The organism is Nonomuraea sp. NPDC052116, from assembly GCF_040680035.1.
GTDB classification, from domain to species: domain Bacteria; phylum Actinomycetota; class Actinomycetes; order Streptosporangiales; family Streptosporangiaceae; genus Nonomuraea; species Nonomuraea angiospora_A.
In genome coordinates this window covers 290,512-305,797 of record NZ_JBFAWA010000005.1, presented here as the reverse complement: position 1 = coordinate 305,797, position 15,286 = coordinate 290,512, and the positions used below count along the sequence as shown (strand labels likewise).

At 71.5% G+C, this 15,286-nt stretch carries 15 protein-coding genes; 5 read left to right on the top strand and 10 right to left on the bottom strand.

The annotated features are described in order from the left end of the window. Nucleotides 1-11: 11 nt before the first annotated feature. Complete coding sequence (locus AB0L65_RS11695) at nt 12-431, bottom strand: hypothetical protein (protein WP_350731203.1); 420 nt, start codon at nt 429-431, stop codon at nt 12-14. A gap of 74 nt (nt 432-505) precedes the next feature. On the opposite strand from AB0L65_RS11695, the gene purN reads away from it, so the two are divergent. The 3 genes from purN to AB0L65_RS11680 all read left to right on the top strand — a co-directional run bounded on the left by purN (nt 506) and on the right by AB0L65_RS11680 (nt 3,439). Continuing rightward, nucleotides 506-1,135 carry a phosphoribosylglycinamide formyltransferase gene (gene purN / locus AB0L65_RS11690; RefSeq protein ID WP_350731205.1) on the top strand — a complete coding sequence of 210 codons (630 nt, stop codon included), beginning with the start codon at nt 506-508 and terminating at the stop codon, nt 1,133-1,135. Further along, a complete protein-coding gene (gene purH, locus AB0L65_RS11685) occupies nt 1,132-2,670 on the top strand; it encodes a bifunctional phosphoribosylaminoimidazolecarboxamide formyltransferase/IMP cyclohydrolase (RefSeq protein WP_364243502.1) in 1,539 nt (512 codons plus the stop codon). Before purN ends, purH begins: the two co-directional genes overlap by 4 nt. Before the next feature lie 592 nt (nt 2,671-3,262). Then, entirely contained in the window at nt 3,263-3,439 is a 177-nt protein-coding gene (locus AB0L65_RS11680; RefSeq protein ID WP_350731209.1) for a hypothetical protein, read from the top strand. Between the two features lie 190 nt (nt 3,440-3,629). On the opposite strand, the gene AB0L65_RS11675 is transcribed toward AB0L65_RS11680, so the two are convergent. Continuing rightward, a complete protein-coding gene (locus AB0L65_RS11675) occupies nt 3,630-4,541 on the bottom strand; it encodes an ROK family protein (protein WP_364243499.1) in 912 nt (303 codons plus the stop codon). Between the two features lie 286 nt (nt 4,542-4,827). Here AB0L65_RS11675 and AB0L65_RS11670 point away from each other — a divergent pair, with 286 nt between their 5' ends. Beyond that, nucleotides 4,828-5,673, top strand: a complete 846-nt coding sequence (locus tag AB0L65_RS11670; protein ID WP_364243496.1) for a bifunctional methylenetetrahydrofolate dehydrogenase/methenyltetrahydrofolate cyclohydrolase — start codon at nt 4,828-4,830, stop codon at nt 5,671-5,673. Between the two features lie 45 nt (nt 5,674-5,718). Here AB0L65_RS11670 and AB0L65_RS11665 read toward each other — a convergent pair whose 3' ends face one another. From AB0L65_RS11665 to AB0L65_RS11640, 6 genes are read right to left on the bottom strand one after another with little or no spacing between them, the layout of a single operon-like run. Continuing rightward, nucleotides 5,719-7,179 (bottom strand): aldehyde dehydrogenase family protein, encoded by a 1,461-nt coding sequence (locus tag AB0L65_RS11665; RefSeq protein WP_364243493.1) that lies wholly within the window; start codon nt 7,177-7,179, stop codon nt 5,719-5,721. A 10-nt stretch (nt 7,180-7,189) separates the two neighbouring features. Next, nucleotides 7,190-8,776, bottom strand: a complete 1,587-nt coding sequence (locus AB0L65_RS11660) for a thiamine pyrophosphate-dependent enzyme (protein ID WP_364243490.1) — start codon at nt 8,774-8,776, stop codon at nt 7,190-7,192. Continuing rightward, entirely contained in the window at nt 8,773-9,543 is a 771-nt protein-coding gene (locus AB0L65_RS11655) for an ABC transporter ATP-binding protein (RefSeq protein WP_364243487.1), read from the bottom strand. Before AB0L65_RS11655 ends, AB0L65_RS11660 begins: the two co-directional genes overlap by 4 nt. Then, on the bottom strand, nt 9,536-10,288 hold the full coding sequence (locus AB0L65_RS11650; RefSeq protein ID WP_364243484.1) for an ABC transporter permease: 753 nt from the start codon (nt 10,286-10,288) through the stop codon (nt 9,536-9,538). Before AB0L65_RS11650 ends, AB0L65_RS11655 begins: the two co-directional genes overlap by 8 nt. Next, nucleotides 10,285-11,064, bottom strand: coding sequence for an ABC transporter permease (locus tag AB0L65_RS11645; protein WP_364243481.1), 780 nt, complete (start codon nt 11,062-11,064; stop codon nt 10,285-10,287). Before AB0L65_RS11645 ends, AB0L65_RS11650 begins: the two co-directional genes overlap by 4 nt. Continuing rightward, nucleotides 11,061-12,002 (bottom strand): ABC transporter substrate-binding protein, encoded by a 942-nt coding sequence (locus AB0L65_RS11640; protein ID WP_364243478.1) that lies wholly within the window; start codon nt 12,000-12,002, stop codon nt 11,061-11,063. Before AB0L65_RS11640 ends, AB0L65_RS11645 begins: the two co-directional genes overlap by 4 nt. A 101-nt stretch (nt 12,003-12,103) precedes the next feature. Between AB0L65_RS11640 and AB0L65_RS11635 the strand changes: the two genes are divergently transcribed. Next, on the top strand, nt 12,104-12,874 hold the full coding sequence (locus AB0L65_RS11635; protein ID WP_355190428.1) for an IclR family transcriptional regulator: 771 nt from the start codon (nt 12,104-12,106) through the stop codon (nt 12,872-12,874). Between the two features lie 15 nt (nt 12,875-12,889). Here the strand turns inward: AB0L65_RS11635 and AB0L65_RS11630 are convergent, their stop codons facing one another. Then, nucleotides 12,890-13,762 (bottom strand): MurR/RpiR family transcriptional regulator, encoded by an 873-nt coding sequence (locus AB0L65_RS11630; protein ID WP_364243475.1) that lies wholly within the window; start codon nt 13,760-13,762, stop codon nt 12,890-12,892. Continuing rightward, a complete protein-coding gene (locus tag AB0L65_RS11625) occupies nt 13,747-15,183 on the bottom strand; it encodes a glycoside hydrolase family 3 protein (RefSeq protein WP_364243472.1) in 1,437 nt (478 codons plus the stop codon). Before AB0L65_RS11625 ends, AB0L65_RS11630 begins: the two co-directional genes overlap by 16 nt. Nucleotides 15,184-15,286 lie beyond the last annotated feature (103 nt).

The following is a 15,286-nucleotide window of genomic DNA, read 5'->3' as shown; positions in this document are numbered from 1 at the left end:
CCGCGTCCGGCTCAGGGCTGCACGGTGCCGAGCAGTTGCAGCACGTCGGCGGGCAGCTTGCGCTGGGCCGCGTCCCTGAACTGCGTGAAGCACTCACCCTGCGCCGAAACGGTCCCCGCGCCCTTCATGCACTCCTGGTAGGCCGAGTATTCGTCCATCAGGTACAGCTGCATCCCCGTGGCCATGGCCGACAGCGCCAGCGCGATCGAGGAGATCGTGATGCCGCCGACGGCGACGCCTGTGGACCGGCCCGCGGACTTCAGCAGCGGCAGCGCCCGGATCCCCGCCACGAGCGCGAACAGCGCCATGACCAGGCCTGCGAGCGGCAACATGAACGTCATGGCCAGCGCTGCGATGGACAACCAGATCGCTCGGCGACCCGCCGAATCGGCGGGCTGCTGGCCTGCCGGTGCCTGCACCGGTGTCGACACCTGACCTCCTCTGCGTCGCCGGGCGAGGAACCGATATTCTGACACCCCCACCCTGTTTCCTTATTGGAGTGTGCGTGTCTAAGGCTGGGCGGCTCGTCGTCCTCGTCTCCGGCTCTGGAACCAACCTACAGGCCCTGCTGGACGCTTCCGCCGACCCGTCGTACGGGGTTCGTGTGGTCGCGGTCGGCGCGGACAGGGATGGGATCGAAGGGCTGGCCAGAGCAACGAGGGCACAAGTCCCAACTTTTGTTGAAAAACTGGGCGATTATGCGACGCGGGCGGAATGGGATTCCGCCATCGCGGCCAGAATCGCCGCGTACGAGCCTGACCTGGTGGTGTCGGCGGGTTTCATGAAAATTCTGGGGCCGCCGACCCTCGACGCCTTTCCCGTGCTGAACACGCACCCGGCGCTGCTGCCGTCGTTCCCCGGCGCGCACGGCGTGCGGGACGCGCTCGCCCACGGGGTCAAGGTGACCGGCTGCACGGTGATGCTGGCCGACTCCGGCGTCGACACCGGGCCGATCGTCGCCCAGGAGGCGGTGTCCGTACTCCCGGACGACGACGAGGCGGTCCTGCACGAGCGCATCAAGACCGTCGAGCGGCGCCTGCTCGTCGAGATCGTCGGCCGGATGGCTCGCGAGGGCTGGACGGTCAGCGGACGCCAGGTCCGCATCGGCAACCTAACAGGAGGGGAATCCACGTGACACGCATCGCCATCCGGCGCGCGCTGATCGCTGTTTACGACAAGTCCGGGCTCGAGGAGCTGGCCAGAGCCCTCGACGGCGCCGGGGTGGAGATCGTCTCGACCGGTGGCACGGCCGCCGCGATCTCGTCGTTCGGGATCCCGGTGACCAAGGTCGAGCAGCTCACCGGGTTCCCGGAGTGCCTGGACGGGCGGGTCAAGACGCTGCACCCGCGCGTGCACGCCGGCCTGCTGGCCGACGTCACCAAGCCGCACCACGTGTCCCAGCTGGAGGAGCTGGAGATCGACCCGTTCCAGCTGGTCGTGGTCAACCTCTACCCGTTCCAGGAGACGGTGGCCTCCGGCGCGTCCGACGAGGAGTGCGTCGAGCAGATCGACATCGGCGGGCCCGCCATGATCCGCGGCGCCGCCAAGAACCACAACACCTGCGCCGTCGTGGTCGACCCCGGGTTCTACGGCGACGTGCTCAACGCGCTGACCGAGGGCGGCTTCACGCTGGCCGAGCGCAGAGGGCTGGCGGGCATCGCGTACGCGCACACGGCCTCGTACGACGTGGCGGTGGCCAACTGGTTCGCGCGGACGTACGGGGAGGACCGGTTCCCGGCCTTCACGGGGGCGACGTACGAGCGCAAGGCCACGCTGCGCTACGGCGAGAACCCGCACCAGAGCGCCGCCCTCTACACGGCGGGCACCAGCGGGCTGGCCAACGCCGAGCAGTTGCACGGCAAGGAGATGTCGTACAACAACTACCTCGACTCCGACGCCGCCTGGCGGGCCGCCTGGGACTTCAGTGAGCCGTGCGTGGCCATCATCAAGCACCAGAACCCGTGCGGCATCGCCATCGGCGCCGACGTGGCCGAGGCGCACCGCAAGGCGCACGCGTGCGACCCCGTCTCGGCGTACGGCGGCGTGATCGCCGTCAACCGCGAGGTCACGGCCGAGCTGGCCGGGCAGATCGCCGACATCTTCACCGAGGTCGTCATCGCGCCGTCCTACGCGGCGGAGGCGCTGGAGGTCCTGCGGGCCAAGAAGAACCTGCGCCTGCTGGAGTGCCCGGAGGGGCCGTCGCGGCAGGTGGAGCTCCGCGAGATCGACGGCGGCGTCCTGGCGCAGTCCGTGGACAAGGTGGACGCGTCCGGCGACTCGGCCGCGCAGTGGGAACTCAAGACCGGCACCCCGGCCTCGCCCGAGCAGCTGGCGGACCTGGAGTTCGCCTGGCGCGCCTGCCGCTCGGTGAAGTCCAACGCCATCCTGCTGGCCAGCGGCGGGGCGACGGTGGGCGTGGGCATGGGCCAGGTCAACCGGGTCGACTCGTGCCGCCTGGCGGTCTCCAGGGCGGGCGAGCGCGCGGAGGGTGCGGTCGCGGCCTCGGACGCGTACTTCCCGTTCCCGGACGGGGCACAGGTGCTGATCGACGCGGGCGTCCGGTTCATCGTGGAGCCCGGCGGCTCGATCCGGGACGAACTAGTCATCGAGGCCGCCGAAAAGGCCGGCATCACCCTCTACTTCACCGGCACCCGCCACTTCTTCCACTGACCCACCCACAGCGACCCGCACCTTCACCACTTCCAGGGCCAGAACCCCCTCTGGCCCTCCCCACACCCCGGTGGCCGTGCACGGCCACCGCAACCCCGGCTCCGACCAACGCGCACGCCCACCTTCGGCAACCCGGACCGCCACGCCACCCAAGGCACCTTTGCCACGCACGGCAGGCCACCGCACCCCCCGACCGCCTGGTCCGGCGGGAGCCGTCGTTTTCGCTCGGGGCTTTGGTGGGGTGCGGCGGGGACGCTTGTCGTGCAATGCGCGGGGCTGTGCTGCGCTACCGCATGCGGTAGGGGAGCACCGCGTGGCTCAGGATGCGGCAATCGCTGTGTCGCTCACGGTGGGGATCGCGGTGTTACCCAGGGCGGGACGATCGGCCTGTGAGGGGCGACTGATTTGTCGCCGCGTACGAGTCGGTGTCCCGGCGCTCATTGCGTGATGATCGTCCGATGGCGTCTCAATAGTCCGCTAAAGAGCGGCATGGACGATCATGTTGTCGTTTGGTCGTTTTATGGGCAAGCACACGCCGGCTGCGGTTACCCTGAGTGCCACCCCTAGCTCGCCCGATCCCCCGGAGCCCCTCTTGCTCGAGTTGATCCTGCAGGTCTTCGTCACCATGAACGGCATCGCCACCAGCCCCTTCGTTCTCCTGGTGCTCGCCCTGATCGGGGCCTACCTCGGCAGCCGCGTGGTGGAGATCATCCCGATCACCCGCCGGATCATCGAACGCCGCGAAGCCCAGGCCGCCGAACGCGAGTAACCCACCGCTCCACCCCCCCCGGGCGCTACTTCCCCGGATGGCCCCCGCCTCGGAGAGCGGGTTTCGCTGGAGCCGAGGTCGATGCCTCCAGGGCGTCCTTCATCCAGTGCGGCTCGCTCACCAGAACCAGCGCCTCCTGCCGGTACGCCATCGATCGATCGCGTACCGGCAGGAGGCGTTCAAAGGCCGTCTAACGGGCCATAGACGCCAAACGGGCTGCTCCCGCCAGAGCTGCGTCCACGCCAAGGGTGCTCTGATGGACCTGCACCGCTCGGACGAACGCCAGCCCGGCCACGTCATCGAGGATGCGCTCCAGCGGATCGAACAGCACCTTCCCGGCCGCCGACACGCCACCCCCGATGACCACGTTGGTGATCTCGACCGCGGCCGCCGTTGAGGCGATCATTCCGGCCAGCGCCCGTGCGCCGCGTTCGAACGCCGCCACCGCGACCGGATCGCCCGCTGCCGCGTCCCTGGCGAGCGCTCGGGCGTCCGCCTTCTCCTCGGACCCATCGAGGGCAGGGGACCAGCCGTTGTCCAAGGCCCAGCGGGCGAGATTGGGTCCGCTGGCGTAGCGCTCGACGCAGCCCCGGCCGCCGCACTCGCACCGCTCGCCGTTGGGGTCGATGGACATGTGGCCGACATGTCCGGCATTCCCGGTGAGTCCCAGGAGTGGCATGCCGTCGATCACCAATCCGCCGCCGATCCCGGTGGACACGACGATGCCGAGCAGGGATGTGCTGTCGCGTCCCGCTCCCAACCAGTGCTCGCCGAGCGCGAAGCACTGTGCGTCGCCGGCGAGCACGGTGGGCAGCCCTGTCAGCTTCCGCACCTCCTCGCGCAAGGGGAATCCGCGCCAGCTGGGCATGTTCACCGGGCTCACCGTTCCGGCGGTCAGGTCCAGCGGTCCGGCGCATCCGATCCCGACGGCTTCCGGCGGCGGGCCGCCCTCGGTCACTTCCGTGATGAGAGCCGCCAGGGCGGACATGACGTCCGTACGCGGCGTGGGCCGCGTACCGGAACGCAACACGGAACCTTCCTCGTCCACCAGTGCGGCGGCGAGCTTGGTCCCTCCGATGTCGATGGCAAGTACGTAGTTCATCAATGTTTGTGGTGGTTGTCGGGCTGGCGGGGATCGCCAGGGTGTTCGAGTCCGGGCACGAGTTCGACCTTCTTGGCGCGCAGGTTGCTGGCGCCCGCAACACTAAGCCCTTCCAAGATCAATGACAACGATGTCAACGATCGCCTGTGGATAACTGGGGCCGGCCGCCTGGTCCCTGTGGATAACTTGTGGATATTCGCGCCCCCCAGGGCCGACCGTGCTCTCGGGGCAAGGGTGGTTGGGAGTGGCGTGTTGAGGGCGTGAGGGGACGTGGAAGGATTGCCGCATGAGCGCAGTGAAACTCGACGGCAAGGCGACCGCCGCCAAGATAAAGGCAGACCTCACGACCCGAGTGGCCGCGCTCAAGGAACGCGGCATCACGCCCGGCCTGGGCACCGTTCTCGTGGGTGACGACCCCGGCAGCCAGATCTACGTCGCGGGCAAGCACCGCGACTGCGCCGAGGTGGGCATCGCCTCCATCCGCGTCGACCTCCCGGCGACCGCCACCCAGGCCCAGGTCGAGGCGGCCATCGACGAGCTCAACGCCTCACCCGAGTGCACCGGCTACATCGTCCAGCTTCCCCTCCCCAAGCACCTCGACGCGATGGCGCTGCTCGAGCGCATGGACCCGGCCAAGGACGCCGACGGCCTCCACCCGATCAACCTGGGCCGCCTCGTCCACATGGTCGACGCCCCGCTCCCGTGCACCCCGTACGGCATCGTGCTGCTCCTGCAGGAGTACGGCGTGCCGATCAAGGGCGCCGAGGTGGCCGTGGTCGGGCGCGGCATCACGGTGGGCCGTTCGCTCGGCCTCCTGCTCACCCGCCGCAGCGAGAACGCCACCGTGACCCTCTGCCACACCGGCACCCAGGACCTGGCCGGACACGTTCGCCGGGCGGACATCGTGGTGGCGGCGGCGGGCGTACCCGGCCTGATCACCCGTGACATGGTCAAGCCCGGCGCGGCCGTCCTCGACGTGGGGGTCTCCCGCGTCAACGGCAAGATCGCCGGTGACGTGGCGCTCGACGTGGCGGAGGTCGCGGGGTTCCTGACGCCCAACCCGGGCGGCGTCGGGCCCATGACCCGCGCCCTGCTGCTGTCCAACGTGGTCGAGGCGGCCGAACGCGCCTGACACACGGGCTGCTCGCGCGGGGCGGTGTCCCGCGCGAGCAGCCCCCTAGAACGGGTACGCGGCGATGTCCCCCTGCATGGTGACCCACTGCGTCTCGGTGAAGGCGTCGACGTTCGCCCCGGTGCCGCCGAACCGCGCTCCCGTCCCCGACGCCCCCACCCCGCCGAACGGCGCCACGGCCTCGTCGTCCACGGTCTGGTCGTTGATGTGCACGATCCCCGTCGGCACCAGGTCGGCCAGCGCCATCCCCTTCATCACGTCCCGCGTGAGGATGCCCAGCGACAGGCCGTACTCCGAGTCCGCGGCCAGCGCCGCCGCCTCCTCCAGCGTGGAGAACGTCGTCACCGGCGCCACCGGCCCGAACACCTCCTCCGCGTACGCCGGCGCGCTCACCGGCACCTCGGCCAGCACGGTCGGCCGGTAGAACAGCCCCTCGTACGTCCCCCCGGCGGCGAGCCGGGCCCCGGCGGAGACGCTCGCGGTGACCAGTTCGTGCACCCGGTCGCGCTGCCCGGCGTCGATCAGGGGCCCGAGCGCGACCTGCCCGGTGGCGGGGTCGCCCACCGGCAGCCCCGTGGCCTTGGCGGCCAGGCGCTCGACGTACTCCTCGGCCACGGCCTCGTGCACGAGGTGCCGTCCCGAGGTCATGCAGATCTGCCCCTGGTGGAAGAACGACGCCCACGCGCCCGCCGACGCGGCGGCCCCGAGGTCGGCGTCGTCGAAGACGACCAGCGCCGAGTTCCCGCCCAGCTCCAGGTGGACCCGCTTGAGCAGGCGCGCCGCCGCCTCCCCGACCTTGCGCCCGGCGGCGGTGGAGCCGGTGAAGGAGATCACGGGGATGTTCGGGTCGGCGACCAGCGCCTGACCGGCCTCGGGACCGCCGGGCAGCACGTGCAGGAGCCCGCTGGGCAGCCCGGCCTCCTCGAAGACCCGCGCGATCGCGAACCCGCCGCACACGGCCGTACGCTGGTCCGGCTTGAACACCACCGCGTTCCCCAGCGCCAGCGCCGGGGCGACCGACCGGATGCCCAGGATCAGCGGGAAGTTGAACGGCGCGATCACCCCCACGACCCCGACCGGCACCCGCCGCGCGAAGCTGAGCCGTTTGCGGGCCGTCGGCAGCACCTCGCCCAAGGGCTGCGAGGCCAGCGCCGCCGCCTCGTAGCACTCCTGCGCCGCCACGTGCGTCTCGAACCCGGCCTTGCCCGGCACGCCGCCGGACTCCCTGACGATCCAGTCCTGGATCTCCTGCGCGTGCTCCTCGAACAGCCGTCCGGCCCGCCGCAGCAGCGCCGCCCGCTCCTCGTACGGCGTGGCGGCCCACGCCCGCTGCTCCGACCGGGCCCGTACGGCGGCGGCCGCCACGTCGTCGGCGCCGGCGGTGCCCGCGCGGCCGAGTTCGTCGCCGGTGGCGGGCTCGGTGACGGGCGCGTCACCGGCGCGCGAGGCCGTCCATCCGCCGTCGAAGATCGATCCCGTCCAGATCTTGGGGTCGAGGAACGTCATGGTGAGCCTCCTAAGGCTGGAAGTCCGGATCCACGGTCACGGTCACGTCGAGCAGCAGGGGCTCCTCGCGGGCCGCGAGCGACGGCAGCACCTCGTCGAGTGCCGCCGTCAGCTCGTCGTACGAGTCCACCCGCCTGGCGGGGCAGCCCAAAGACCTGGCCAGGCCGCCCATGTCCACCTCGGTGAACGGCGGCCACGGCGCCTTGCCGCCCTGCTTGTCGGCCAGCCGGTCCATGATCGCGTACCGGCCGTTGGAGAGCACGACGAACAGCGCGCCCACCCGGTAGTGCGTGGCGCTCCAGAGCGCGTGCACGCCGTAGAGGGCCGACCCGTCGCCCACGACGGCGACCACGGGCCGGTCGGGGAGCGCCATCCGCAGGCCCACCACGGCGGGCACGGCGAACCCCAGCCCGCCCATGGCTGCCGACAGGAAGCCGAGCGGGGTCCTGGCGGGCACGAGCCGGTGCAGGTCGGGGCGGGACGAGGGGGTCTCCTCGACGAGCACGGTGTCGGCGGGCAGCCGCTGCGCCAGCTCGCGCAGCACGTGCGCCGCCCGCAACGGCCGCCCCGCAGCCGGCAGTTCGGGAACGTCCGCCATGGGAGCCCGTCCCGCGGCCGGTGACGATGAGGGGAGCAGAGCGGCCAGCCGGGCGCAGACGGCCGACGGCGAGGCGAGGTAGGCCAGGTCGGCCGGGCTGCGATGCGCCTCGGCCGGGTCGTCCGTGATGACCGCGACCGACGTCCCCGCCGCCACCAGGGGACCGGGCGCGTACGGGTACTGCCGGAAGACGGGAGCCCCCACCGCGAGCACCACGTCGTGCCCCGCCAGCGCCTCCCGCAGCCGAACCCGGTCGGCGGGCAGCACCCCCGCGTACTGCGGATGGTCCTGCGGGAACCCGGCCCGCCCCCCGAACGACTCCTGGAACACGGGACACCCGAGCCGCTCGGCCAGCGCGACCAGCGCCTCCCACCCGGCCCCCGCGCCCGCGACGATCGCCGGCGACCGGGCCCCCGACAGCAGCTCCACCAGCGGCGCGAGGTCACCGTCCGGGATGCCGGCGGGCCGCACCATCCGCGCGGGCGCCGCCACCGTCTCCCCCGAGAAGGGCGCCTCCCAGTCGTCCATCGGCACCACGACCAGCGCGGGCCCGCGGAAGGTCGTCGCCTCGTGGAAGGCCCGGGCCACCGCCCCGGGCACGTCCTGCGCGCGCACCGGCTGGTCCACCCGCACCGGATAGTCCCCGGCCAGCCCGCTCAGGTGCCCGGTCAGGAACGGCTCCAGCGCCAGATGCCGCCGGTCCTGCTGCCCGACCAGGATCACCAGCGGCACCCGGTTCACCCGGGCGGTGGCGATGGCCCCCACCGCGTTCCCCAGCCCGGCCGTGGTGTGCAGCACGGCCAGCGCGGGCGCCTCGTGTCCGATCGCCCACCCCGTGGCCATCCCCACCACGGACCCCTCGTGGAGGGCGAGCACGAAACGCAGGTCGTCCGGGAGCCCGGTCAGCAGGGTCACCTCGGTGGAGCCGGGGTTGCCGAAGATCGTGGTCAGCCCGTACCGCCTGAGCACGTCGAACGTGGCGTCCCGGACGGTCGTCATCGCCGGTCCCTGGCCCGCTGGATCTGCCGGTAGACGTGCCCGCGCAACTCGCCGAACCGGGGCAGCGAACGGGTCGTCAGCTGGTCGCGTTCGGGCGGCAGATCCACCTTCAGGTCCTCCAGGATCACGGTCGGCGACGAGGACAGCACGATCACGCGTTGCCCCAGGTAGACGGCCTCGTCGATGTCGTGGGTGACGAACAGCGTGGTCACCTCCAGGTCCCGCCACAGCCGCAGGATCAGGTCCTCCAGGTCCGCTCGGGTCTGGGCGTCCACGGCGGCGAACGGCTCGTCCATCAGCAGCACCTGCGGCTGGTACGCCACCGCCCTGGCGATGGCCACCCGCTGCTGCATGCCGCCGGAGAGCTGCCACGGATGGGCGTCGGCGGCGTCGCCGAGACCGACCGCGTTCAAGGAGCCGTGGACCAGCTCGTGCCGCTGCCCGGCGGGCACCTTCTTCTCCTTCAGCGGCAGCTCGACGTTCTCGCGCACGGTCATCCAGGGGAAGAGGCTGCGCCCGTACTCCTGGAACACCACGGCCATCCGCGGCGGCGGCCCGGTCACGGGCACGTCGTCCACCCGCACCTCGCCCCCGCTGACCGGCAGCAGCCCGGCGACGCACCTCAGCAGCGTGGTCTTGCCGCACCCCGACGGCCCCACCACGCACACCAGCTCGCCGGCGCCGACGCCGAACGTGATCGAGCGGATCGCCTCGACGGTGCGGCCGGGGCTCTCGTAGACCTTGCGCAACGAGGAGATCTCAAGCACGGGCGGCTCCACTGCCGTAGTACCAGGCCAGGACCCGCCGCTCCACGCGGCGGAAGAGGACGGACAGGGTCAGGCCGATCAGCCCGAGCAGCAGGATCCCGCTCCACATCTCGGCGATCTGGAACTGCCGCTGGAACACCAGGATCGTGAACCCCAGCCCGCTGGAGCTGGCGAACATCTCGCTGATGACCATGAGGATGATCCCGATGGACAGCGCCTGCCGGAGCCCGGTCATGATCTGCGGGCTGGCGCCGCGCAGCACGAACCGCCGCAATCTGGCGGTTCCTCGTACGCCGTACATGCGGCAGGTGTCGGCGAGCACCTCGTCCAGCGCCCGTACGCCCTCCACGGTGTTCAGGAGGATGGGCCACAGGCAGCCCGAGACGATGACCAGCACCTTCATGGGGGTGTCGATCCCGGCCAGCAACATGATCAGCGGCACCAGCACCGGCGGCGGGATGGCCCTGAAGAACTCCAGCACCGGTTCGAGCGTGGCACGCAGCCGCGGCGACAGCCCGATCGGCACGCCGAGGCCCACGCCCAGCAGCCCCGCCACCGCGTAGCCCGCCAGCAGCCGCCCCACGCTCGGCAGCACGTCCTCGACCACCCGCTCGGAGAACCAGGTCTCCGCGAACGCCTGCCCGACCAGGCCGGGGCTCGGCAGGTAGAACGAGCTCCCGCTGACCGCCCACCAGAGCAGCACCAGCGCCGCCGGCAGGGTGAGCAGCCTGACGACCCGCATCATGCGGCCACCTCCGACCGGACGCTCGGATGCCAGGCCAGCACCCGGCGCTCCAGGAGCCGCACGGCCGCGTTCACGCCGATGCCGACCAGCCCGGCCAGCACGATCAGCGCGTACACGGTCGGCACGGCCCCGCTGCTCTGCGCCACCTGGATCTCGGCGCCCAGCCCGGGGCTGCCGATCACGAGCTCGGCCGTCACCGCCAGGATGAAGGCCACCGCCGCCGCCAGCCGGAGCCCGGTCATGACGTACGGCAGCGCCGTCGGCCACACCAGGTGCCTGACCCTGGACCAGGCCGACAGCCCGTACGACCGGGCGGTGTCGAAGGCCACGGAGTCCACGGCCGCGACGCCGTACAGGACCTGGATGAGCACCTGCCAGAACGACGCGTACACCACGAGCAGGAGCGTCGAGCCCAGCGACGGCCCGAACAGCAGCGTCGCCAGCGGCACCAGCGCGACCGATGGGATCGGGCGCAGGAACTCGACGGTGGAGTTGGTCATCGCGCGCAGGCCCGGCACGATCCCGATGACCACCCCGGCCGCCACCGCCGCGCAGAACGCCAGCGCCAGCCCCAGCACCCAGCCGAGCATGGTCTCGCCGAGCGCGATCCACAGCTCGGGCGTGGCCAGCTCGGCGGCGAGCGTGCCCAGGATGCGCGAGGCGGGCGGCAGGAACCGCTCGTCGACCAGGCCCAGCCGCGGTACGGCCTCCGCGAGCACCAGCAGCCCGCCGAGGCCGGCGAGCCCGTACCCGAGCCGGTTCAGCGAGCCGGTCACGGCACCAGCGCCGAGACGTCGACCTTCTGCTTGAGCACCCCGTCGGCCAGCGCCAGGTCGGCCACGGTCTGCACGGAGGCCTTGTTGACCTCGACGGGCCACTTCGGCAGGTTGATCTTCGCGATCACCTCGGGCGCGATCTTGGTGTACGTCTTCAGCACCTCTCTGACCTCGTCCGGATGCGCGTCCGCGTACTCCAGCGACTTGCGCATCGCCGCGGTGAACCGCCTGGTCAGGTCGGCGTCGGTCCGGCCCGTGGTGAAGTACATGGCGACGGTGAGGTTGGGGGCGGCGTCGGCGAAGTTCCAGGCCACGGGGCGCGCTCCCTGGCTGACGGCCTGGCTGACGAACGGCTCGACCACCCAGATCGCGTCCACCCGGCCGCTCTGCAGCGCGGCGGGCGCGTCCGGGAAGGGCAGCTCCACGAACTCGATGCCGGTGGGGTCGCCTCCCGCGTTGCGCACGGAGGCGCGTACGGTCGTGTCGCCGATGTTCTTGAGCTGGTTGACGGAGATCTTCTTGCCCGCCAGGTCCTTGGCCGTCCTGATCGGGCTGTCCTGCTTGACCAGCACCGCGCTGAAGTCCTTGCCCTGCTGGCCGGTGGAGGAGACGCCGTTGGCGACCACCTTGACGTCGAGGCCCTGCTGCTTGGCGGTCAGCAGCGAGGTCGTGTTCGCGAACGCGAACTGGAACTGCCCGCTCACCGCCCCCGAGACGGCGGCCGCGCCGCCCTGGACCGGGGTGATGGTGAGATCGATGTTCTGCTCGGTGAAGAAACCCTTGGCCTTGCCGAGGTGGATCGGAGCGGTGTCGACGATCGCGATCACGCCGGCGTTGACCTTGTCTGCCTGTTTGGCCTGGCCGGGGGAGGTCGAGGGCTGGGTGCCGCCGCAGGCGGCCGTGATCAAGGCGGCGAGGACGATGAGAGCGCGACGCACGGCTGCTCCTATTTGTTCGCGATGCGCACATGTATTCTCTGACCGAACAATCCCGTATCGCGGAACCTACGCTCTTGCCAGCTCATGTCAAGGGGATCACGATGGTTGATCATGTTCAGTCGCTGGCCCGGGGGCTCGCGGTGATCCGGGCGTTCAGCGCCACCGACCCTGAGCTGACGCTCAGCCAGGTGGCCCGCGCGACCGGCCTCAGCAGGGCCGCGGCCAGGCGATTCCTGCTCACGCTCGAGGACCTGGGGTACGTGCGCAGCGACGGGCGGCTGTTCTCGCTCACGCCCCGGGTGCTGGAGCTGGGGTACGCGTACCTGTCGAGCCTGTCGCTGCCCGAGGTCGCCGACCCGCACCTGGAACGCCTGGCGGCCGAGGTGCACGAGTCGGCCTCGGTGGCGGTGCTGGACGGGGAGGACGTCGTCTACGTGGCGCGGGTGGCGACGGCGCGGATCATGCGGGTGACGATCAGCATCGGGACCCGGTTCCCCGCGTACTGCACGTCGATGGGGCGGGTCCTGCTGGCCGCCCTCCCGCCGGACGAGCTGGACGCGTACCTGGAGGGGGCCTCGTTGCGCCGCCTCACCTCGCACACGATCGTGCTGCCGGCCGCGTTGCGGGCGGAGCTGGGCAAGGTGCGCGGGCGGGGGTGGGCGATGGTGGACCAGGAGTTGGAGGAGGGGCTGCGCTCGATCGCCGCGCCGATCCGCGACCGTTCGGGGCGGACGGTGGCCGCCGTGAACGTCTCGACCCACGCCAGCCGTACGACCCTGCAGGCGGCCCGCCGCGACCTCCTGCCGCCGCTGCTGGCCACGGCCGCCAAGATCGAGGCCGACCTGGCCGCCCTGTCGGTCGCCCGCGCCTGACCACCGCCCGCGACGTCAGCGGTTGCGGTAGCGGTCCGTGGCGTCCCGGGTGGCCCGGATGGCCGCATCGGCCGTGTCGTACGTCCGCTGCGCCAGCCCCACGAAGATGCAGTCCACGATCAACAACTGGCTGATCCGGCTCGCCAGCGCCCCAGGCCGGAACGCCGTCTCCCGCCCCGCCGACACCAGCGTGTGATCGGCCAGCTCCGCCAGCGACGACCGGGGGTTGTTGGTGATGCCCACGACCAGCGCCCCGGTGTCGGCCGCGGTGCGGGCGGGCACCAGCACGTCGGGCGTCTCGCCGCTGCAGCTGATCGCCACCACGACGTCGCCTTCCTTGAGCAGCGCCGCGCTGGTCAGAGCCAGGTGCGCATCGCTGAACGGATGGCTGGACAGCCCGATCCGCAGCAGCTTCTGCGACATGTCCGCCGCCACCAGCCCCGAGGCCCCCACCCCGTACACGTCCACCCGCCGCGCCACCGAGATGGCCTTCACCACGTCGCCCAGCTGGTCGGGGTCGAGCTGCGCGGCGGTGTCGGCCAGCGCCTCCGACTCGGCGCGGGCGACCTTGGCGATAACGTCCGTCAGCGGGTCGTCGGGCCCGAGGTCGCCGGGCACCAGCCGCTCCGGCTCCTTGGCCACGGCCGCCGCCAGGGCGAAGCGCATCTGCGAGTATCCCGCGAACCCGAGGGCCCGGGCCGTGCGCACGATGGTGGCCTCGCTCGTCCCGGAGACCGCGCTGAACTCGGTGATCGTGCTGCGCACCACCAGCCCGGGGTCGTCCAGGATGATGCGGGCGATGGCCTGCGCCGCCGGGGTGAGCGAGGGCAGGACGGCGCGTACGGTGGCGACCGGGTTCGCGGGTTCGGCGGTCACTGGGTCAGCCATTCTGCCGCCGCCTGTGCGGACACGCGGGAGATGCCGTGGGTGGCCAGGTGGACGGCCTCGCCGGGCGGAGCCGGCACGCCGGTGTCCACCACGATCACGTCGGGCCGCACCGCCAGCGCCTTGGCCACCGTCGAACGCACCCAGTCGTACCGGGCGGCGTCGTGCACCACCAGCACGATCGGCCGCCCGTCGGCTGCCAGGTCGGGCAGGTCGCCCATGGGTTCGAGCTGCAGCCGGGCCGTGTTCGGCAGGAGGGAGGTGAGGGCCGCCGTGATGCCGGTCGGCGTCGAGGGGTCCACGGCCTTGCTGAAGCGGGTGTTGACCTCGACCACCAGCGGGGCGCGGTCGAGCCTGGCGGTGCCGGAGGTGGTCAGCGCCGCCCTGGCCGCCTCCAGGCCCACACCCTCGTCCACGTCGCCCCGGGCCTTGTCGCGCAGCGCCGCCTGCGCCCCGTACCACTGGGAGAGCGCGAGCACCCGAGCGGCCGCCTCCGCGAGCCGCTCCTCGGGCAGTTCGCCGGCGCGTACGGCGGCCACGATCGTGTCGCGCATCGCGTGCAGGCTCTCCTCGGTGGCCAGCCCCACGCAGATGGCGTCCACGCCCGCGTTCAGGGCCCGCACCGCGATCTCGCCCGGCGTGAACATGGCGGCCACCGCCTGCATCTCGATCGCGTCGGTGACGAGCATCCCGTCGAAGCCGAGCTCGCCCCTCAGGAGCTCGGTCATGGCGGTACGGCTCAGCGTCGCCGGCATCGACGGATCGAGAGCGGGGACGAGCAGGTGGCCCGACATGATCGAGCGCACCCCGGCGGCGATCGCGGCCCGGAACGGCGGCAGGTCGCGCGCGAAGAGCACCTCGCGCGAGGCGTGCACGGTGGGCAGCGCCAGGTGGGAGTCGGTCACAGTGTCCCCGTGGCCGGGGAAGTGCTTGGCGCACGTGGCCACGCCCGCTCCCTGGACGCCGTTCACGTACGCGACCGTGTGCCGGGAGACCAGGTCGGGCGTGGGGCCGAAGGAGCGGATGCCGATGACGGGGTTGGCCGGGTTGGAGTTCACGTCGGCGTCGGGCGCGTAGTCGAGCGTGATGTCCAGCTCGCCGAGCATCCGGCCGATCTGGCGGCCCACGCGCTCGGTGAGCGTCACGTCGTCCACCACGCCCAGGGCCCGGTTGCCGGGGAAGGAGCTGCCGGCCTGGACCTCCAGCCGGGTGACCGCACCGCCCTCCTCGTCGATCGCGACGACGGTGTCCGGGTTCTCGGCGCGCAAATGCCGTACGAGCTGCGCATCTATGACGTTGCGGGCGAACAGCACAACTCCGCCCAGACCCTCGCCCAGCGCGCGGCGCAGCCAGTCGGGGACCGAGGTCCCCTCGTACCCTGGGTGCAGCACTGTCATCGCCAGTCTGGACAGGTCACCGCTCATCGGCACTTTCCTTCACGGTTGTTGATCTGAAGGTAATTTTCTGTCATCGTCGCCTTCGATACAACCACTTTCCGAGAGGCCACCCCCCATGCCGAGCAGACGG

What these genes read in the sequence shown, in the direction of transcription:
- AB0L65_RS11660 (WP_364243490.1), bottom strand. Translation starts at nt 8,776, where the DNA reads ATGACGACCGTCCGGGACGCCACGTTCGACGTGCTCAGGCGGTACGGG.
- AB0L65_RS11630 (WP_364243475.1), bottom strand. Translation starts at nt 13,762, where the DNA reads ATGGCTGACCCAGTGACCGCCGAACCCGCGAACCCGGTCGCCACCGTA.
- AB0L65_RS11625 (WP_364243472.1), bottom strand. Translation starts at nt 15,183, where the DNA reads ATGAGCGGTGACCTGTCCAGACTGGCGATGACAGTGCTGCACCCAGGG.
- AB0L65_RS11670 (WP_364243496.1), top strand. Translation starts at nt 4,828, where the DNA reads ATGAGCGCAGTGAAACTCGACGGCAAGGCGACCGCCGCCAAGATAAAG.
- AB0L65_RS11665 (WP_364243493.1), bottom strand. Translation starts at nt 7,179, where the DNA reads ATGACGTTCCTCGACCCCAAGATCTGGACGGGATCGATCTTCGACGGC.
- AB0L65_RS11635 (WP_355190428.1), top strand. Translation starts at nt 12,104, where the DNA reads ATGGTTGATCATGTTCAGTCGCTGGCCCGGGGGCTCGCGGTGATCCGG.
- AB0L65_RS11650 (WP_364243484.1), bottom strand. Translation starts at nt 10,288, where the DNA reads ATGATGCGGGTCGTCAGGCTGCTCACCCTGCCGGCGGCGCTGGTGCTG.
- AB0L65_RS11675 (WP_364243499.1), bottom strand. Translation starts at nt 4,541, where the DNA reads ATGAACTACGTACTTGCCATCGACATCGGAGGGACCAAGCTCGCCGCC.